The sequence below is a fragment of the Streptomyces luteoverticillatus genome (genome assembly GCF_003970715.1).
In the GTDB taxonomy this organism is placed as follows: Bacteria; Actinomycetota; Actinomycetes; order Streptomycetales; family Streptomycetaceae; genus Streptomyces; species Streptomyces abikoensis.
Map to the genome: position 1 here is coordinate 1,791,377 of NZ_CP034587.1, position 17,944 is coordinate 1,809,320.

At 71.7% G+C, this 17,944-nt stretch carries 16 protein-coding genes; 7 read left to right on the forward strand and 9 right to left on the reverse strand.

What is annotated here, in order from left to right; genetic code table 11:
* The first annotated feature begins 254 nt into the window (after positions 1 to 254).
* The gene (locus EKH77_RS07525; RefSeq protein ID WP_126913632.1) at positions 255 to 1,211 is read left to right on the forward strand and encodes a hypothetical protein; all 957 of its coding nucleotides are present in this window, start codon (positions 255 to 257) and stop codon (positions 1,209 to 1,211) included.
* Positions 1,212 to 1,235: 24 nt separating this feature from the next.
* Here EKH77_RS07525 and EKH77_RS07530 read toward each other — a convergent pair whose 3' ends face one another.
* The gene (locus tag EKH77_RS07530; RefSeq protein WP_126913633.1) at positions 1,236 to 1,667 is read right to left on the reverse strand and encodes a Rieske (2Fe-2S) protein; all 432 of its coding nucleotides are present in this window, start codon (positions 1,665 to 1,667) and stop codon (positions 1,236 to 1,238) included.
* Between the two features lie 171 nt (positions 1,668 to 1,838).
* Positions 1,839 to 4,868 (reverse strand): excinuclease ABC subunit UvrA, encoded by a 3,030-nt coding sequence (gene uvrA, locus EKH77_RS07535; RefSeq protein WP_126913634.1) that lies wholly within the window; start codon positions 4,866 to 4,868, stop codon positions 1,839 to 1,841.
* A 210-nt stretch (positions 4,869 to 5,078) separates the two neighbouring features.
* On the opposite strand from uvrA, the gene EKH77_RS07540 reads away from it, so the two are divergent.
* The 3 genes from EKH77_RS07540 (at position 5,079) to EKH77_RS07550 (ending at position 7,888) form a co-directional block, all read left to right on the forward strand.
* Positions 5,079 to 5,765: a maleylpyruvate isomerase family mycothiol-dependent enzyme gene (locus tag EKH77_RS07540; RefSeq protein ID WP_126913635.1), complete on the forward strand. Its 687-nt coding sequence runs from the start codon at positions 5,079 to 5,081 to the stop codon at positions 5,763 to 5,765.
* A 10-nt stretch (positions 5,766 to 5,775) separates the two neighbouring features.
* Positions 5,776 to 6,432, forward strand: a complete 657-nt coding sequence (locus EKH77_RS07545) for an MBL fold metallo-hydrolase (protein ID WP_126913636.1) — start codon at positions 5,776 to 5,778, stop codon at positions 6,430 to 6,432.
* 169 nt (positions 6,433 to 6,601) lie between these two features.
* Positions 6,602 to 7,888, forward strand: coding sequence for an MFS transporter (locus EKH77_RS07550; RefSeq protein WP_126917942.1), 1,287 nt, complete (start codon positions 6,602 to 6,604; stop codon positions 7,886 to 7,888).
* Positions 7,889 to 7,917: 29 nt separating this feature from the next.
* Here EKH77_RS07550 and EKH77_RS07555 read toward each other — a convergent pair whose 3' ends face one another.
* The 4 genes from EKH77_RS07555 to uvrB all read right to left on the reverse strand — a co-directional run bounded on the left by EKH77_RS07555 (position 7,918) and on the right by uvrB (position 14,255).
* Complete coding sequence (locus EKH77_RS07555; RefSeq protein WP_126913637.1) at positions 7,918 to 8,943, reverse strand: TerC family protein; 1,026 nt, start codon at positions 8,941 to 8,943, stop codon at positions 7,918 to 7,920.
* Between the two features lie 145 nt (positions 8,944 to 9,088).
* Positions 9,089 to 11,221 carry a TerD family protein gene (locus EKH77_RS07560; protein ID WP_126913638.1) on the reverse strand — a complete coding sequence of 711 codons (2,133 nt, stop codon included), beginning with the start codon at positions 11,219 to 11,221 and terminating at the stop codon, positions 9,089 to 9,091.
* 75 nt (positions 11,222 to 11,296) lie between these two features.
* Positions 11,297 to 11,875, reverse strand: a complete 579-nt coding sequence (locus EKH77_RS07565) for a TerD family protein (protein WP_126913639.1) — start codon at positions 11,873 to 11,875, stop codon at positions 11,297 to 11,299.
* 232 nt (positions 11,876 to 12,107) lie between these two features.
* On the reverse strand, positions 12,108 to 14,255 hold the full coding sequence (gene uvrB / locus EKH77_RS07570) for an excinuclease ABC subunit UvrB (protein WP_126913640.1): 2,148 nt from the start codon (positions 14,253 to 14,255) through the stop codon (positions 12,108 to 12,110).
* Between the two features lie 246 nt (positions 14,256 to 14,501).
* Here uvrB and EKH77_RS07575 point away from each other — a divergent pair, with 246 nt between their 5' ends.
* The 3 genes from EKH77_RS07575 (at position 14,502) to EKH77_RS07585 (ending at position 16,468) form a co-directional block, all read left to right on the forward strand.
* Complete coding sequence (locus EKH77_RS07575; protein ID WP_126913641.1) at positions 14,502 to 15,497, forward strand: glycerophosphodiester phosphodiesterase; 996 nt, start codon at positions 14,502 to 14,504, stop codon at positions 15,495 to 15,497.
* Between the two features lie 65 nt (positions 15,498 to 15,562).
* On the forward strand, positions 15,563 to 16,135 hold the full coding sequence (locus tag EKH77_RS07580) for a methylated-DNA--[protein]-cysteine S-methyltransferase (protein ID WP_411950004.1): 573 nt from the start codon (positions 15,563 to 15,565) through the stop codon (positions 16,133 to 16,135).
* Positions 16,136 to 16,177: 42 nt separating this feature from the next.
* Positions 16,178 to 16,468, forward strand: a complete 291-nt coding sequence (locus EKH77_RS07585) for a DUF6343 family protein (RefSeq protein ID WP_126913642.1) — start codon at positions 16,178 to 16,180, stop codon at positions 16,466 to 16,468.
* Between the two features lie 13 nt (positions 16,469 to 16,481).
* Here the strand turns inward: EKH77_RS07585 and EKH77_RS07590 are convergent, their stop codons facing one another.
* The 3 genes from EKH77_RS07590 to EKH77_RS07600 are packed head-to-tail and all read right to left on the reverse strand — an operon-like array spanning position 16,482 to position 17,938.
* Positions 16,482 to 16,802, reverse strand: coding sequence for a hypothetical protein (locus EKH77_RS07590; RefSeq protein WP_126913643.1), 321 nt, complete (start codon positions 16,800 to 16,802; stop codon positions 16,482 to 16,484).
* Between the two features lie 58 nt (positions 16,803 to 16,860).
* Positions 16,861 to 17,610, reverse strand: a complete 750-nt coding sequence (locus EKH77_RS07595; protein WP_126913644.1) for a WXG100 family type VII secretion target — start codon at positions 17,608 to 17,610, stop codon at positions 16,861 to 16,863.
* Between the two features lie 7 nt (positions 17,611 to 17,617).
* On the reverse strand, positions 17,618 to 17,938 hold the full coding sequence (locus tag EKH77_RS07600) for a type VII secretion target (RefSeq protein ID WP_126913645.1): 321 nt from the start codon (positions 17,936 to 17,938) through the stop codon (positions 17,618 to 17,620).
* Positions 17,939 to 17,944: the final 6 nt, after the last annotated feature.

Genomic DNA, 17,944 nt, shown 5'->3' on the forward strand with positions numbered 1-17,944 from the left:
GGGGTGGGGGGTGCTGATGGAGGAGCGCGTCCGGACGCGTGTGAGGAGCATCGGGTGTTGTCGGGGGCTGGTCAACCGGCTTCAATACGGCCTGAGGCCCGGATGTGAACGAATCCCGCCGGATGTGAACGGCTCGTGGCCGTCCAGTAGGAAAGCCGCACGCCGAGGCATGGCCGAGGCACGTGCCGATCGTGAATATTCACAGGCGCACGGGGGCTTCACAGCGGGAGAGCGCGGACGGAGGAGCGAGCGGAATGACGCGCATCAGCACAGGCGTTGCCGGGTCCGGGCTCGAGGCCGAGCTGGCCCGGGCACTGCGGTCGGGCCCCTTCCACCTGGCGCTGCGCACGGCGCTGTCGGTGCGCGGGCTGGCACTGCACCGGGTGCAGCACCGGCTGGCGCAGCGCGGGGTGAAGGTGGGGGTGACGACCCTGAGCTACTGGCAGCAGGGCGTCCGCAGACCCCGGCGGCCGGAGTCCCTGCGGGCCGTGCGGCTGCTGGAGGACGTGCTCGACCTGCCGGAACGGGCCCTGACCGGGTTACTCGCCGACCCGGCGCCGGCGGGCACGACGCCGGACCGGCCGGCCGCGCGTTCGTACCGCTCGCTGGTGGAGGAGTCCCGGGCCCTGGAGCGGCTGCTGGCGGAGCTGGAGTCGCCGGAGGACGGCGGCCTCCACACCGTCTGCCATCTGGAGCGGGTGTCCATCGGCGCGGGGCGCGAGATGCGCGCCCGCGACTCGCACCACGTGGTGCGGGCGCACCGCGACGGCGTGGACCGCTATGTGGCCATCCACCACGGCGACGAGGGCTGCGACCCCGGCCGGATGACCGTACGGGCCGGTGAGAACTGCCGGCTGGGCCGGGTCCGGTGGCATGCGGCGGCGGGCGTCATCGTCGCCGAGCTGCTCTTCGACGCCCGGCTGCGCGCCGGGGACACCCATGTCTTCGGCTACGGCTTCGACGACGGCACGGGCGGCCCGAGCGGCGAGTACGTGCGGGGGTTCAGCTTCGCGGGCGGGCAGTACGTGCTGCGGGTCCGCTTCGACGAGGCCGCGCTGCCGGTGCGGTGCCGCCGCTTCAGCCAGAGCGCGGCGGGGGCGCCGCGCTCCGGCCAGCAGGAGCTGACCCTGGCGGGACGGCACCGGGAGGTGCACCTGGTGGAGCAGGGGATCCGGCCGGGGATAGTGGGGATCGCCTGGGACTGGTCGTAACAGCCAGGGGGCGGGCCTGGGCGGTCAGGCAGAAGGTCCGGCGATCAGCTTGCCGCCGTCGGCCTTGACGGGGACGGCGGGCAGGGGCGCGCCGGCCGGGCCCTGGAGGACCTTGCCGGTGGCGGCGTCGAACGTGCTGCCGTGGCAGGGGCAGCTGATCTTGCCGTTCTCGACCTTGGTGACGACGCAGCCCGCGTGGGTGCACACCGCGCTGAACGCCTTGTACTCCCCCTCGGCGGACCGCGAGACGACGAGCTTCTGCTCCCGGTAGAGCCGCGCGCCGCCGACGGGGATCTCCCCGGCCGCCCCCAGGTCGACGGGCGCGGTGGGAGTGGCAGGCCCCTTGGCACCCGTACCCCCGGCGCAGGCGGCGGCACCGACCCCGGCGGCCCCCACCAGAGCGGCTCCGCGCAGCACGGTACGACGGGACGCGGAGGAGGCGGAGGGGGATGTCATAGGGAGCTCCAGCGGTGGTACGGGGATGGCATAGCGACGATACCGGCGGCGGTCCGGGGGGCCGGGGGCGGAGCCCCTGGAGGAAACGGTGAAAGGGCGGGACCGGGGCACCCCTCCCCCGCCGCGACGGCGGTCAGCCATCGCGGCGGGGTCCGGCGGTGCCGAACCGCCTCAGGCCTTCTTCCGGGCCGCCGTCTTCTTCGCGGTAGCGGCCGTCGTCCTCGCCGAGACCGTCTTCTTCGCGGCAGCGGACTTCGCCGCCACGGTCTTCTTCGCCGCGGACGCCGCCTTCTTCGCGGGCGCCTTCTTCGCAGGCGCCCGCTTCGCGGGCTTCCGCGCCGGCACCGACGCGTCACTCACGCGATCCCCGAGCATGTCGCGCAGGAACTTGCCCGTGTGGCTGGCCGGTACCGCCGCCACCTCCTCGGGCGTGCCCTCCGCGACGACGAGGCCGCCGCCGGAGCCGCCCTCGGGGCCCATGTCGACGACCCAGTCGGCGGTCTTGATCACGTCGAGGTTGTGCTCGATGACGATGACCGTGTTGCCCTTGTCGACCAGCCCGGACAGCACGCTGATCAGCTTGCTGATGTCCTCGAAGTGCAGACCGGTCGTCGGCTCGTCCAGGACGTACACCGTCCGTCCGGTCGACCGCTTCTGCAGCTCGCTGGCGAGCTTGACGCGCTGGGCCTCGCCGCCGGAGAGGGTCGGCGCCGACTGCCCCAGGCGGACGTAGCCGAGCCCCACCTCGTGGAGCGTGCGCAGGTGGCGAGCGATCGTCGGCACGGCCTCGAAGAACTCGAGGGCCTCCTCGATGGGCATGTCCAGCACCTCGGCGATGGACTTGCCCTTGTAGTGGACCTCCAGGGTCTCCCGGTTGTAGCGCGCGCCGTGGCAGACCTCGCACGGCACGTACACGTCCGGCAGGAAGTTCATCTCGATCTTGATGGTGCCGTCGCCCGCGCAGTTCTCGCAGCGGCCGCCCTTGACGTTGAAGGAGAAGCGGCCCGGCAGGTAGCCGCGGACCTTGGCCTCCATCGTCTCCGCGAAGAGCTTGCGGACGTGGTCGAAGACGCCGGTGTACGTGGCGGGGTTCGAGCGCGGCGTCCGGCCGATGGGCGACTGGTCGACGTGGACGACCTTGTCGACGAGGTCGTCGCCCTCCACGCGCGTGTGCCGGCCCGGAACCGCCCGGGCGGCGTTCAGCTCGCGCGCCAGGTGGGTGTAGAGGATGTCGTTGACCAGCGTGGACTTGCCGGAGCCGGAGACACCGGTGACGGCCGTGAGCACGCCCAAGGGGAACGACACGTCGATGTCGCGCAGGTTGTTCTCCCGGGCGCCGCGCACAGTGAGCTTGCGGCCGGGGTCCACGGGGCGGCGGACGTCGGGAAGGGCGATGGACCTCTTGCCGGACAGGTACTGGCCGGTCATCGACGCCTCGGTGGCCAGCAGTTCCTTGAGGGGTCCGCTGTGGACGACCTTGCCGCCGTGCTCACCGGCGCCGGGGCCGATGTCGACGACCCAGTCGGCGACCTTGATGGTGTCCTCGTCGTGCTCGACGACGATCAGGGTGTTGCCCATGTCGCGCAGGCGGACGAGGGTCTCGATCAGCCGGTGGTTGTCGCGCTGGTGGAGGCCGATGGAGGGCTCGTCCAGGACGTAGAGCACGCCGACGAGGCCGGAGCCGATCTGCGTGGCCAGCCGGATGCGCTGGGCCTCGCCGCCGGAGAGGGTGCCCGCGGCGCGGTTGAGCGAGAGGTAGTCCAGGCCGACATCGACGAGGAACCTCAGGCGCTCGTTGACCTCCTTGAGCACCCGCTCGGCGATCTTCTTCTCACGGCCGGTGAGCTTCATGTCGCGCAGGAAGTCCGCGCACTCGCTGATCGACATCGCGGAGACCTCCGCGATGGACCGGCCCTGCACGGTGACCGCGAGGACGATGGGCTTGAGCCGCGTGCCCTCGCACGTGGGGCAGTGCACCTCGCGCATGTAGCCCTCGAAGCGCTCACGGCTGGTGTCGCTCTCCGCCTCGGAGTGGCGCCGCTTGACGAACGGCACCGCGCCCTCGAAGGCGGTGGTGTAGGCGCGCTCGCGGCCGTAACGGTTGCGGTAGCGCACCTCGATCTGGGTCTTGTGGCCGTGGAGCAGGGCCTTCTTGGCCCGCTGGGGCAGCCCGGCCCAGGGGATGTCGGTGCGGAAGCCCAGCGCGTCGGCGAGCGCGCCGACCAGACGGCCGAAGTATTCCTTGGTGTGGCCGTGCGACCAGGGGCTGATGGCGCCCTCGTCGAGGGACTTGTCCTCGTCGGGGACGATCAGCTCGGGGTCGACCTCCATGCGCGTGCCGATGCCCGTGCACTCGGGGCAGGCGCCGAAGGGCGAGTTGAAGGAGAAGGAGCGCGGCTCCAGCTCCTCGAAGGACAGATCGTCGTACGGGCAGTAGAGGTGCTCGGAGAACATCCGCTCACGCTCGGGGTCGTCCTCGGCGAGGTCGACGAAGTCGAGGACGACCATGCCGCCGGAGAGCCCCAGCGCGGTCTCGACGGAGTCGGTCAGCCGGCGCTTGGCGCTGTCCTTGACGGTGAGGCGGTCGACGACCACCTCGATGGTGTGCTTCTCCTGCTTCTTCAGCTTCGGCGGGTCGGTGAGCTGGATCGTCTGCCCGTCGACCCGGGCCCGGCTGTAGCCCTTGGTCTGCAGGTCGGAGAAGAGATCGACGAACTCGCCCTTGCGCTCGCGCACCAGCGGCGAGAGCACCTGGAAGCGGCTGCCCTCGGGCAGCTCCAGCACCCGGTCCACGATCGCCTGGGGCGACTGCCGGGAGATGGGGCGCGCGCACTCGGGGCAGTGGGGCTTGCCGATCCGGGCGAAGAGCAGCCGGAGGTAGTCGTAGACCTCGGTGATGGTGCCGACCGTCGAGCGCGGGTTGCGCGAGGTCGACTTCTGGTCGATGGAGACCGCCGGGGAGAGGCCCTCGATGAAGTCCACATCGGGCTTGTCCATCTGCCCGAGGAACTGCCGGGCGTAGGAGGAGAGCGACTCCACGTAGCGGCGCTGGCCCTCGGCGAAGATCGTGTCGAACGCGAGGGAGGACTTGCCCGACCCCGAGAGCCCGGTGAAGACGATCAGGGAGTCGCGCGGGAGGTCGAGCGAGACGTTCTTGAGGTTGTGCTCGCGAGCGCCACGGACGATGAGACGGTCTGCCACGCCAGTCGGCACCTTTCTTGAGAGTCGGCTCTGGAGAGCTGAAGGGGGCTGATCCTCGCCCCCGATCCAGAGTACGGGGGAGGTCTGACAACCAGGGGCCGCACGAAAGTCGTCAGCGATGCCACCCACGAGCCTATAGCACGCACATTCGATTTACGGGCCGGATCGACCTCCTTCACCCGAAGGAGTGGCGGGGCTATCGTCGGCGCCATGACTGATCATGTGCACGACCTGAACGCTGTACGTGAGGCGACCGACCGGCTGCTCACCGCCGCCGGCACCCTGGACAACGCCGCCGTGGCCCAGGCGTCACGGCTGCCCGGCTGGACCCGGGGCCACGTCCTGGCCCACCTCGCGCGCAACGCGGACGCCCTGGTGAACGTGCTGGAGGGCCGTCCCATGTACGCGAGCGCCGAGGCCCGCGACGCCGACATCGACAACGGCGCGCCCCGCGAGCTGACCGCCCAGCTCGACGACCTGCGATCGGCGGCCGCCCGCTTCCTGGACACGGCGCACACCCCCGCCGACTGGAACCGCACCGTCACCTTGCGCAACGGCGTGACCGATGCCGCCGCCAACATCCCCTTCCGCCGGCTGATCGAGGTCGAGCTCCACCACGTCGACCTCGGCATCGGCTACGAGCTGGAGGACCTGCCCGCCGGCTTCACCACCCGCGAGATCGCCTTCCTCGCGGACCGCTTCTCCGGCAACGCCGACGTCCCGGCGCTCCGGCTGGTCTCCACCGACGGCGGCACCTGGACCTCCGGCCGCGCGGAGGGCGAGCCCCTCACCGTGACCGGCACGGCCCCCGCGCTGCTGGGCTGGCTGGCGGGCCGCCGGGACGGCGCGCAGCTCGAAACAGGTGGCGCTCCGCTGCCCGTTCTGCCCGCGCTATAGGCTGTCGACCATGATGTACAGCGGAGCGGTAGAGGTCGGCGGACCTGCGGACGTACACGAGTTGGCCGATCTGATGATCTCCAAGGTCGCGGTCGGACCCATGAACAACAACGCTTATCTGCTGCGCTGCCGCGCGACGGACGAGCAGTTGCTGATCGACGCCGCCGCCGAGCCCCACACCCTGCTCACCCTGATCGGCGACAGCGGCATCGCCTCCGTGGTGACCACCCATCAGCACGCCGACCACTGGGGCGCGCTGCGCGAGGTCGTGGACGCCACGGGCGCCCGCACCTACGCCGGCCGCGAGGACGCCGAGGGCATCCCGGTACCGACCGACGTGCTCGTCGACGACGGGGACGTCATCCGCGTAGGACGGGTGGAGCTGACGGCCCGTCACCTGGTCGGCCACACCCCGGGCAGCATCGCGCTCGTCTACGACGACCCGCACGGCCACGCCCATGTGTTCACCGGCGACTGCCTCTTCCCCGGCGGCGTGGGCAACACCCACGACGACCCCAAGGCGTTCGCCAGCCTCATCGACGACGTCGAGACCAAGATCTTCGGCGAGCTCGCCGACGAGACCTGGGTCTACCCGGGCCACGGCAACGACACCACCCTGGGCACCGAGCGCCCGCACCTCGCGGAGTGGCGCGAGCGCGGCTGGTGACGCCCGGCGGCCGGACCCGCCGCCAATGACGGACCGACGGTAGCGCGCCGTCCGCACACCAGGCGGACGGCGCCCTTCCGGCGCGCCCCCGGCAACGCCCCCGCACGCCCCGTTTCCCCCGCCCCGAGGGGAAGTTGGGCAGTACATGAATCGCGACCGTCCTCCGGCCATGCTCCGCCTCGCGGTGGCGTCCATGGTCGGAACCACCATCGAGTTCTACGACTTCTTCGCCTACGGCACCGCGGCCGCCCTCGTCCTGGGCCCGTTGTTCTTCCCCACCGTCTCCCCCCTCGTCGGCACCCTCGCCGCCTTCGGCACCTTCGGCGTCGGCTTCATCGCCCGCCCCCTGGGCTCGGTGCTCTTCGGCCACATCGGCGACCGGCTGGGCCGCCGCCCCGTACTCGTCTTCTCCCTGCTGCTGACAGGCCTCGCGACCGTCGCCGTCGGCTTCGTCCCCACCTACCAGCGGATCGGCATGGCCGCCCCGCTGCTCCTGCTCGTCCTGCGCTTCCTCCAGGGCCTGGGAGTCGGTGGCGAATGGGGCGGCGCCGTACTGCTCACCGCCGAACACGCCCCCGCCCATCGCCGCGCGCTGTGGTCGAGCTTCCCGCAGACCGGCCCGTCCGTGGGATTCCTGCTGGCCAACGGCATCACCCTGACCCTTTCGGCCACCCTCCCCGACGACTCGTTCCTGTCCTGGGGCTGGCGCGTGCCGTTCTGGGCGGCGGGCGTCCTGGCCGCGGCCGGCCTGCTGCTGCGCACCCAACTGGCGGAGACCCCGGACTTCCAGGCGCTCGCCGAGAACGAGAGCCGCGCGTCCCTCCCCTTCGCCGAGGTCGTCCGCGGCCACTGGCGGCTCGTCCTGCTCACCGCCGGCGGCCTGTCCATCGGCTATTCCGTCTTCTACACGGTCACCACCTGGTCCCTGTCCTACGGCACCGAGCGCCTCGGCATCGACCGCACGCTCATGCTCGGCTGCGTCATGGCGTCGGTCGCCGTCTCCGGCGCGGCCACCCCCGTCGTCGCCCTCCTCGGCGACCGCTTCGGCCGCCGCACCCTGTGCCTGACCGGCTGCACCGCCGTGGCCCTGTGGATGTTCCCCCTCATGGCCCTGCTGCGCACCGGCCGCCCCGCGCTGATGCTGCTGGGCTTCGTCGTCGCGATGCTGGCCTTCATCACCGCCTTCGGCGTGGTCGGCGCGTATGTGCCCGAGCTCTACGACGCCAGGGTGCGCTGCACCGGCGCCTCCGTCGGCTACAACCTCGCCGGAGTGCTCGGCGGGGCCGTCACCCCGCTGGTGGCGACGGCGACGGCCGGCTCGGGCGGGCCGCCCTGGGGCGTCGCCGCCTATCTCACCGGCATCGCCCTGCTGAGCCTGGGCTGCTTCGTGCTGCTGCCCGAGACCCGCCCCGCCACGATCGCCTCCCGCCCGGCCACCGACCCCGCCCCGGCCTGAGCCGTCCCAGCCCGAGTCCGTCCCGGCCGTCAGGCGCGGGCGTTCTCCTTGTCCCGCTCCCCCTCCGGGGAGCGGGCCTCCGGTATCTCCGCCGACTCCTTGGCCGAGTTGGCCAAGTTGGCCGACGCACGCAGGCTGGTGATCGTGGTGACGACCAGCACCGCGCAGATGACGCCGAGGGAGACCGGGATGCTGATCTCGGGGACCGCGACGCCGCTCTCGTGCAGGGCGTGCAGCACCAGCTTGACGCCGATGAAGCCGAGGATCACGGACAGGCCGTAGGAGAGGTGGACCAGCTTCCTCAGCAGCCCGCCTATCAGGAAGTACAGCTGCCGCAGGCCCATGAGCGCGAAGGCGTTGGCGGTGAAGACGATGTACGGGTCCTGGGTGAGGCCGAAGATCGCCGGTATGGAGTCGAGGGCGAAGAGCACGTCCGTCGTACCGATCGCCAGCATGACGATCAGCATCGGGGTCATCAGCCGCTTGCCGTTCTCCACGATGAACAGCTTGGTGCCGTGGTAGCGGTCGGTGGAGGGGAAGCGGCGCTCGACCAGCTTCAGGAAGCGGTTCTCCTCGAACTCTTCCTCCTCCTCGCCGCCCCGCGCCTCCTGGATCAGCTTCCAGGCCGTCCAGATCAGGAAGGCGCCGAAGAGATAGAAGATCCAGGAGAAGTTGGCGATGATCGCGGCGCCGGCGCCGATGAAGACGGCCCGCAGCACCAGGGCGATGAGCACGCCGACCATGAGCACTCGCTGCTGATAGATCGACGGCACGGAGAACTTCGCCATGATCAGGACGAAGACGAAGAGATTGTCGACGCTCAGCGACTTCTCAGTGATGAAGCCCGCGAAGAACTCGCCGGCGGGCTGTCCGCCCCCGAAGAGCAGGAGCCCCAGCCCGAAGAGCCCGGCCAGGGCCATCCAGACCGCCGTCCAGACCCCGGCCTCCTTGAGGGAGACCTCATGGGGCTTGCGGCCCCCGATGAAGAAGTCGGCGGCGACGAGGGCGCACAGACCGAGGATGGTCAGCACCCAGAGGGTCAAGGAGACGTCCACTGTTCCTCCGGCACGTCGTACGGGCGTACGGCAGTCCTCAGAACAGTACAGGAAGAACCAAGGAATAGTAAAGAGACACCCAAGTCCGCAGGTCAGGGCCTATGTGGGAGGGGTCCCAGGGGGGAAGGGTTCCGGGCGGGAGGGGTCAGATACCGTACGCGCGCCGCGACCGGCCGACCTGACGAAGCACCTGACCCACGACATCGCTCCCCGCGGGCACCCGCGACGGCTCGTACGTCCAGGCGTGCCCGACCCACGGGTCGGCGAGGTGGTCGTCCGGCACCGGCGTGATCCTCAGCAGCGACCGCCACAGCGGGTCGAGGACGGGCCCGTAGGCCCGCGCGTCGTCCCGGTCGGCCACCATCAGCAGGTGGACGCCCACGGACGGCCCCTCGTCCGCCAGGTAGCGCAGCTGGGTGACGGCACGGTCGTCGAAGCCGTGCGGGAAGTCGTTGACGATCAGGAGCTGCTCGCCCGTGTCGAGGTCCGGGGGCAGCGAGTCCAGGGCGCGGTTGCGCACCGCCATCTGCACCAGGTCGACCCGGCGTGTCAGGCGCGCCAGCACGTCCGACACGCCGCGCGCCCCGGCGGGCGGCGGCTCCTTCAGCGCCCCGCTCTCCAACAGCGGCGCCAGAGCCGGGCCCGCCGCGCCGGCCGGGTCGATGACGTGGAGCGTGTAGTCCCCCACGGGGTGGACGGCCAGCAGCCGCACGGCGTGCGCGACCGCGCAGTCCACGGCGAGCCTGCGCAGTTCGGCCGAGTCGGGCACGCCCGCGGCCGGGCCGCCGGCCCGGCCGGCGTCGATCCACAGGCCGCGCTCCAGCGGCAGCCGCACCAGCATGGGGATGCGCAGGCCCGGGCGCTCCGGCAGGTGCAGATCGCCCAGCCGCAGCGCCATCGGGGCCGACAGCGGAACCTGGTAGCCCTGCCAGACGGGGCTGTCCCAGCGGGCGTAGGCGGGCGGCAGGGCGTGCTCGACGACCTCGGCCTCCGCGACGAGCTGGGCGAGGTCCCGGTCGAGCACGGCCCGCGCCTGGTCGACCAGCTCGGCGTGGCGTGCGCGGGCCTCCTCGCGGGCCGTGTCCGCCGCCGGGCCGACGCGGGTGGCGGGGTCGGAGAGGACCTGGTCCAGCTCCCGCTCCAGGCGGGACTCCGCGAAGTCGACCGCGCTGCGGTAGGCGGCGACCGTCCGGGTCAGGTCCTCGAACATGCCCCAGACCTGGTTGTAGAGCCGCTCGTCCATGGACCAGCCGGTGGCGTCGCCCGCGACGGGCCCGGCCGCCCCCGGCCCGTCGGCCGTGGCGACCCGGTCCGGACCGACCCCGTCCGGAGCGGGAGGTGTCGGCGCCGGTGCCGGTGCCGGGGCCTGTGGCGCCGAGGCCGGCTGTTCCGGGCCCGCCGCCGAGTCCTGCGGGCCACTCTGGCGGCGTGGATGCCGGTAGCTGATGGGCCCGGAGGAGGCCGGGGCCGCCTGCGCCCCCACCGCCGCCCGGTCCTGCGTGACGGCGGGCTCGGGCGCGCCGGCCACGCCGGGCGCGCCGTCGCCGGACGCGGGCTCGACCTGAGCGGGCTCGGCGTGCGCAGGCTCAACCCGAGCGTGCTCAGCGTGCGCGGGCTCCACGTGGGCCGCCTCGGCGCGAGCAGGCCCGCCACGGACGGCCTCCGCCTGAGCGGACTCCGCACGCGCGGACTCCACCCGTACAAGCGGTGCCTGGACCGCGCGGGCCATCCCCCGGGCGACCGCTTCCTCGATGCCGGCGGCCAGCTCCGCCGCCCCCGGCAGGCCCTGGTCGTGGAGCATCGCGGCCAGCCCTCCCGCGTACCCCTGGCCGACCGCGCGCACCTTCCACGCGCCCTGCCGGCGGTAGAGCTCGAGGGCGACGACCGCCGACTCGGCGTCCAGTCCGGTGACCGTGTAGCTGGCGATCTCCGTGCCGTCCGTGCCCGTCACGGCGAGGAAGGGGGCCGCGATCGCGCCGAAGCGCGCCGGGGCCGACGCCACGGACGGGAGAGCGAGCACTACGGCGAGCCGGTGGGCGGACTCCGGGACGGCGTCCAGGTCGACCGCCAGCCGGTGCTCGGCGGCGGCCTGCCCGGACACCTCCAGCCCGGGAAGTCGCGGCGAGGCGGGGTGCGCGACCCACTGGGCGTCGGTCACCCTGCCGTCCGCGTCACCGAGCGTCGCGCCCGCCACCACCGGGTGGCCCGCCGAGACCCGGATCTCCAGTCGCGTACCGGGCAGCGAGTGGTTCTGCCCCCGCACCAGCTCGGCCGTCATCGCCGTTTCCCCCTGTGTCGTGCTCGTCCTATGCCGTGCTCGTCCTGTCGTGCCGCCCGCGTCCGCCGGGGGCGGTCACAGGACGGCCTGGATCTCCGCCAGCAGGTCCTGGAACGTCCGGCCGTTGGCCGGGGTGCCGATGGCCGTCATCTGCCAGCCGTTGCCCACGCGGTGGACCTTGGCCATGATCTGCGCGGTGTACGGGCCGCCGCCGTCCAGGGTGTAGCGGGCGAGCTCCTGGCCGGTGGTCTCGTCGACCAGGCGGCAGAAGGCGTTGCGGACCTCGGCGAAGGTCTGGCCGGTGAACGAGTTCACCGTGAACACGATCTGGTTGACGTGCACCGGGACGCGCTGGAGGTCGACGAGGATCGACTCGTCGTCACCGCCCTGGCCCGCGCCGCCGACAAGGTTGTCGCCGGTGTGGCGCACCGAGCCGTCCTTGCTGACGAGCTGCTGGAAGAAGGCCACGTCGACCGGCTGCTTGTCGGCGAAGAGCACCGCCGAGGCGTCGAGGTCGATCTCCTTCGTCCGCGTCCCGAACAGCCCGCGGCGGGGGGCCGCCTGCCAGCCCAGCCCCATCCGTACCGCGGTCAGGGTGCCCCCGTCGGCCTTCTGAAGGCTGATGCCCTGGCCCTTGGACAAGTTGACCGTCACGCGCAGTCCCTCTCTCGTTGGCTGTGCCCCCGTGGCCGCACGTGTTCCGTACGGCCGTCTTCACATACGACCCTATGCACACGCGACGGCCGCGTACGCGTCCGGGAAGGGTTTGTGGCGGTCTTGCAACATGCTCCGTACCAGGTCGGACCGGCTGGGCTATGCTGTCGCGCCCCTGGTCGAGCCGGCCCGTTCGTCGGGCCGGCCCCCCCTCGTCGGACCGGACCCCTCGTCAGGCCAGCCCCGCCTCGCGCATCTGCCGCAGCTCCTTCTTCAGCTCGCCCACCTCGTCGCGCAGCCGCGCCGCGACCTCGAACTGGAGCTCCGCCGCGGCGGCGCGCATACGGTCGGTCATGTCCTCGATGAGCTGGGCCAGTTCCGTGGCAGGGCGGTCCGTGAGCACCGCCGCCTCGGCCTTGCCCGCCTTGCCCTTGGCCTTGCTCTTCCCCTTGCCAGCCGGGGCCGTCGGGACGGGGGCCTTCGCCTGGTCCTTGCCGGCCTTGCCTGCCTTGCGGTAGCCCGTGCCCAGCAGCTCCTCGGTGTCGAGCTCCTCGCGGGCGAGGGAGGCGACGATGTCACCGATCTTCTTGCGGAGCGGCTGTGGGTCGATGCCCCGCTCCTTGTTGTAGGCGATCTGCTTCTCGCGGCGGCGGTTGGTCTCGTCGATGGCTTTCTCCATCGCGGGAGTGACCTTGTCGGCGTACATATGGACCTGTCCGGAGACATTGCGCGCCGCGCGGCCGATGGTCTGGATCAGGGACGTCCCGGAGCGCAGGAAGCCCTCCTTGTCGGCGTCCAGGATGGCCACCAGCGACACCTCGGGCAGGTCGAGGCCCTCGCGCAGCAGGTTGATGCCGACCAGGACGTCGAACTCGCCGGCGCGCAGCTCGCGCAGCAGCTCGACGCGGCGCAGCGTGTCGACGTCGCTGTGGAGGTAGCGCACCTGGATGCCGAGCTCCAGGAAGTAGTCGGTGAGGTCCTCGGCCATCTTCTTGGTGAGGGTGGTCACGAGGACGCGCTCGTCGCGCTCGGTGCGGGTGCGGATCTCGTGGACCAGGTCGTCGATCTGGCCCTCGGTCGGCTTGACGACGACCTCGGGGTCGACGAGACCGGTGGGACGGATGATCTGCTCGACGAAGCCGTCGCCACGCGAGAGCTCGTACGGGCCGGGCGTCGCGGAGAGGTAGACGGTCTGGCCGATGCGCTCGGTGAACTCCTCCCACTTCAGCGGGCGGTTGTCCATGGCGGACGGCAGGCGGAAGCCGTGCTCGACGAGCGTGCGCTTGCGGGACGCGTCGCCCTCGTACATCGCGCCGATCTGCGGGACGGTGACGTGCGACTCGTCGATGACGAGGAGGAAGTCCTCGGGGAAGTAGTCGAGGAGGGTGTTGGGCGGGGAGCCGGCCTCGCGGTCGTCCATGTGCAGCGAGTAGTTCTCGATGCCCGAGCAGGAGCCGACCTGGCGCATCATCTCGATGTCGTAGGTGGTGCGCATACGCAGCCGCTGGGCCTCCAGGAGCTTGCCCTGCTTCTCCAGCTGGGCGAGGCGCTCCTCCAGCTCGCGCTCGATGCCCGCGATGGCCTTCTCCATCCGCTCCGCGCCGGCGATGTAGTGGCTGGCGGGGAAGACGTAGAGCTCCTCGTCGTCGGAGATGACCTCGCCGGTGAGCGGGTGAAGCGTGGAGAGCGCCTCGATCTCGTCGCCGAACATCTCGATGCGGACGGCCAGTTCCTCGTAGACCGGGAAGATCTCGATGGTGTCGCCGCGCACGCGGAAGGTGCCCCGGGTGAAGGCCAGGTCGTTGCGCGTGTACTGGATCTCGACGAAGCGGCGCAGCAGCGTGTCGCGGTCGATCTCCTGGCCGACCTTCAGCGGCACCATGCGGTCCACATACTCCTGCGGCGTGCCCAGGCCGTAGATGCAGGAGACCGATGCCACGACGATGACGTCACGCCGGGTGAGCAGCGAGTTCGTGGCGGAGTGGCGCAGCCGCTCGACCTCCTCGTTGATCGAGGAGTCCTTCTCGATGTAGGTGTCCGACTGCGGGACGTACGCCTCGGGCTGGTAGTAGTCGTAGTACGAGACGAAGTACTCGACGGCGTTGTTGGGCAGGAGCTCGCGGAACTCGTTGGCGAGCTGGGCCGCGAGGGTCTTGTTGGGCGCCATGACGAGCGTGGGCCGCTGCAGCTTCTCGATCATCCACGCGGTGGTGGCCGACTTGCCGGTGCCGGTCGCGCCGAGGAGGACGACGTCCTTCTCGCCCGCGCGGATGCGCCGCTCCAGCTCCGCGATGGCCGTCGGCTGATCACCGCTGGGCTGGAAGGGGCTGACGACCTCGAAGGGCGCCACCTTGCGTTCGATCTTGGATACGGGCCGCATGAGACCACCGTACGGCCCACCACTGACAACGGCCTCGCCCCCGGCCCGCCACCCCTGTTTTCCCGCCGGTCACGGGGCGAACGCCGGGCGAAATGTGGGCAAAGGCTCTCCGGCTCCGGCTGCCCCGGCGCTCGCGATCACGTACACGTTTGCTGTACCACTTTCCGTGCACCAGGTACGACGTTCCGTACGCGAGGGCCGGTGGCGCGACGGGCGTCCCGGCCCCGGACGCCGCGAGGAGCCCCCATGCGCATCCGCATCGCCTCCGCCGTGACCGGTGTGCTCGCCGGTCTGTCCCTCTCGACGCTCGCCTGCGTGCCCGCCCCCGGGGTCGCCGCGGCGCCCGCGCCCACCGCCGCCGAGGGCCCGGCCGCCCCCGTCGTCATCGGTCACCGCGGGGTGCCCGTCGAGGCGCCGGAGAACACCCTGGCCTCGATCGACAGAGCGGCCCGGCTGGGCACCGTCTGGGTGGAGAACGACGTCCAGCGCACCAAGGACGGCGCCCTGATCGTCATGCACGACACCACCCTGGACCGCACCACGGACGCCAAGCGGCGCTACCCCGGACGCGCCCCCTGGAAGGTCGGGGACTTCACGCTCGACGAGATCGAGAAGCTGGACGCCGGCAGCTGGTACGACAGCCGTTTCACCGGCGAACGGGTGCCCACGCTCGACCGCTATCTGCGCCGGGTCGACGACAACCACCAGAAGCTGCTGCTGGAGGTGAAGGCACCTGAGCTCTACCCGGGGATCGAGCGGCAAATAGTGGCCGAGCTGCGCCGCTCCGGCTGGCTGGACCGGCGGCACATCGACGAGGCGCTGGTCGTCCAGAGCTTCAGCGCGCCGTCCCTGAAGACGCTGCACAAGCTCCGCCCCGATCTCAAGAAGGGCTTCCTGGGCGCCCCGAAGGCCGCCGACCTCCCCTCGTACGCCGCGTTCGCCGACCAGATCAACCCGGACCACACCCGGATCACCGCCGACTGGATCGACGCGGCCCACGCCCTCAAGGGGCCGCACGGGCGGCGTCTCGAGGTCTGCGCGTGGACCGTCGACGACGAGGACAAGGCGGTCGGCCTGGCCCGGATGGGCGTGGACGGCATCATCACCAACGCCCCCCACGTCATCGCCGCCGCCCTGGACGACGACGCGGACGACCCGTCCTTCCTGAACGACGACCGGCCCGGCCCGGACCCGGCCGACGCCCCCGCCGGCGAGGACGCGCCCCTCGACGACGCCGTCTGAGACGACGCCTGCCGGGGTCCGGGGCCCCGGCAGGGGGCGCCCCGCCACGCTCTAGGCTGGAGGGCGTGACGGACTCCGAGCGCCCCCTGCCGCCCGGCCCCCGGGCCTGGGCCTGGTCGACGACCGACTCACCCGTCGGTCCCCTGGGCCTCGCCGCGACCCCGGACGGCCTGCTGACCGTCGTCTTCCACGCCGACGCCGGCACGGCCGAGCGGACCCTGTCCCAGCTGGAACGGCACCTGGGCACCGCCCCCGCGGCGGCGCCCTCCGCCTGCCACGACGTCCTCGCCGAGGCCGCGGACCAGCTCCGGGACTACTTCGCGGGCCGCCTCCGCGCCTTCTCCGTGCCCCTGGACTGGTCCCTCAGCTCCGGCTTCAACCGCCGCACCCTGCGCGAGCTCCTCGCCCACGTCCCCTACGGCACCGTCGTCGCCTACCAGGACCTCGCCACCCGCCTGGGCGACCCCGGCGCGGCCCGCGCGGTGGGCACGGCCATGGGAAGCAATCCGCTGCCCATCGTGGTCCCCTGCCACCGCGTCATCGGGAGCGACGGCGGCCTGGGCGGCTTCGGCCCCGGCCTGGAGGCCAAGCGGGTCCTGCTGTCGCTGGAGGGCGTCCTTCCGGAGCCGCTGTTCTGAGGCCCGCTCCCGAGGGATCCTGGAAGCGGGAGATGGTGCGCCATGCGTACGGGCAACGAACCCATGACGGCGCGCAGCCCGCTGCGGCTGCGGTTCGGGCTGGCGTCCTTCGGGCTGGTGTGGACGGCCGCCGGGACGGCGTTCTTCGCGCTGGCGGGGCGGCCGGGGTGGGCGATCGCGTGCGGGGTGGTGATGCTCGTGACCGTGATCGACCTCGTCGTGATCATCCGGCACATCCGGCAGGGGCCGCACTACCAGCCCGGCCGGGACGTCCCGCCGTATGAGGCCGTCAGGAACACAAACCACCCCGGAGAGGGAAAAGGGGAGCCCTAGCCCCCGGAAAGTCTCAAGAGCCCGGTGGCTCGGCGCGGGCCGCCAGGAAGCGGCGGGCCTCGGCCGTCCCCCGCTCCCGCTCCTCCGGTGAGAGGCGCTCCCAGGCCGCCTGGGCGGTCTCGACGCTCTCGGTGAGCGCTTCCGAGTACGCGCCGACCCGTACCGCCTCGTGGAGGCGCATCCGGCCGGAGAGGACCTCCTGGGCCATCTCCCGCAGGACCTCACCACCGCTGCCGCCGGCGAGGTGCCGGAGCGCCTCGTGAACGACGCGGGCCCGGGCCCGGTCGCGGCCCGGGGTCACGAATTCCTCGAATCCGACGTGCTGTTCCGGCATCGCCCGGCCCCTTCTTCCATTCCGGCTTTCTTCCGTTCCGGCTTTCTTCCGTTCGGCGTCAGACGGCCGGGTGGTCGTAACCCGTACGCGGCAGCGGAAAGGCACCGAGCGAGGCCGCGATCTCGCCACCGGTCCGCCCGATCGCCGCACAGCTGACGTTCATGGCCACCTGCGCCGCGTTGAGGAGATTGGTCATCGCGGCCCATTCCGTGAGGATGGTCTTCGCCTCGGCGGCGCCGAGCGCGTACCCCATCGCGGCGCCCCATCCGGTCCATCCGGAGGCGGCGGAGGCCGCGACGGCGATGGAGACGGTGATGAGCGCGTCCAGGATCGCGCTGATGCACGCGGCCACGGCCTCGCCGGTGTACGCCACCGAGCGGGCGATCTCCCGGTATTCGTCGTCGATCGCGTACAGGGCGTCCCGCGCGTCCTCCAGGTTCTTGCGCAGGGCGTCGAAGTAGCCGTGCGCGGCGTCGGCCGCGTTCCCCTGCCAGGTCGCGCGGACGGCGCCGGTGCCGGAGCCGAGGTTCCGGGCGAGGTCGTCGCAGGAACGGCCCAGATTCCGCCAGACGTCGGCGCAGCGCGCGTACGACTCCCAGTCCCCGGCGAGGGCGTGCTTCGCGTATTCCATCGGGTCGCCCGGCACCATCAGCTCGGCCAGTTTCAGGAACCATCCGGCCGGGCTGAGGAAATCCCCGACGTCGTTGACGGGTTTCAGCGGATGGACGAACTCCGCGGGCTCGCGGGGCGGGGTGAGGTGGCGGGTCGGCTCGGCCATGTCGGCGAAGCCCATGTCGGCGGAGTCCATGTCCGGGTCAGCGCCTCGCCCGGCCGTAGGCCGCGTCCGTCTCGGTGGCGACCGCGAGATCCGTGCGCCGGTAGTACGAGGCGGCGGCGTCCAGTTCCCGCGCCGATTCCCGGAGCACGGCGGTCAGCCGGTCGAGGGTGCGCAGGACGGTGTCCCGTACGTCGGCGTGATGCCCCGCGAGTAATCCCAGCAGCCCGTGTTCCATGAAGTCGAACGAGGTGAATCCTCTGGTGTAGGAGGTCATTTCCGAGGCGTCCTCCGCGCCCCGGCCCACCTGCCGGGAGAATTCCTCCAACCGTTCCGTCTCCACCCGAAGTCGCCCGGACACGGCAGC

Excerpts from the sequence above, each read along its gene's own strand:
- EKH77_RS07525 (WP_126913632.1), top strand. The coding sequence starts at position 255 with ATGACGCGCATCAGCACAGGCGTTGCCGGGTCCGGGCTCGAGGCCGAG.
- EKH77_RS07530 (WP_126913633.1), bottom strand. The coding sequence starts at position 1,667 with ATGACATCCCCCTCCGCCTCCTCCGCGTCCCGTCGTACCGTGCTGCGC.
- EKH77_RS07540 (WP_126913635.1), top strand. The coding sequence starts at position 5,079 with ATGACTGATCATGTGCACGACCTGAACGCTGTACGTGAGGCGACCGAC.
- EKH77_RS07545 (WP_126913636.1), top strand. The coding sequence starts at position 5,776 with ATGATGTACAGCGGAGCGGTAGAGGTCGGCGGACCTGCGGACGTACAC.
- EKH77_RS07550 (WP_126917942.1), top strand. The coding sequence starts at position 6,602 with ATGCTCCGCCTCGCGGTGGCGTCCATGGTCGGAACCACCATCGAGTTC.
- EKH77_RS07560 (WP_126913638.1), bottom strand. The coding sequence starts at position 11,221 with ATGACGGCCGAGCTGGTGCGGGGGCAGAACCACTCGCTGCCCGGTACG.
- uvrB (WP_126913640.1), bottom strand. The coding sequence starts at position 14,255 with ATGCGGCCCGTATCCAAGATCGAACGCAAGGTGGCGCCCTTCGAGGTC.
- EKH77_RS07575 (WP_126913641.1), top strand. The coding sequence starts at position 14,502 with ATGCGCATCCGCATCGCCTCCGCCGTGACCGGTGTGCTCGCCGGTCTG.
- EKH77_RS07585 (WP_126913642.1), top strand. The coding sequence starts at position 16,178 with ATGCGTACGGGCAACGAACCCATGACGGCGCGCAGCCCGCTGCGGCTG.
- EKH77_RS07590 (WP_126913643.1), bottom strand. The coding sequence starts at position 16,802 with ATGCCGGAACAGCACGTCGGATTCGAGGAATTCGTGACCCCGGGCCGC.
- EKH77_RS07595 (WP_126913644.1), bottom strand. The coding sequence starts at position 17,610 with ATGGACTCCGCCGACATGGGCTTCGCCGACATGGCCGAGCCGACCCGC.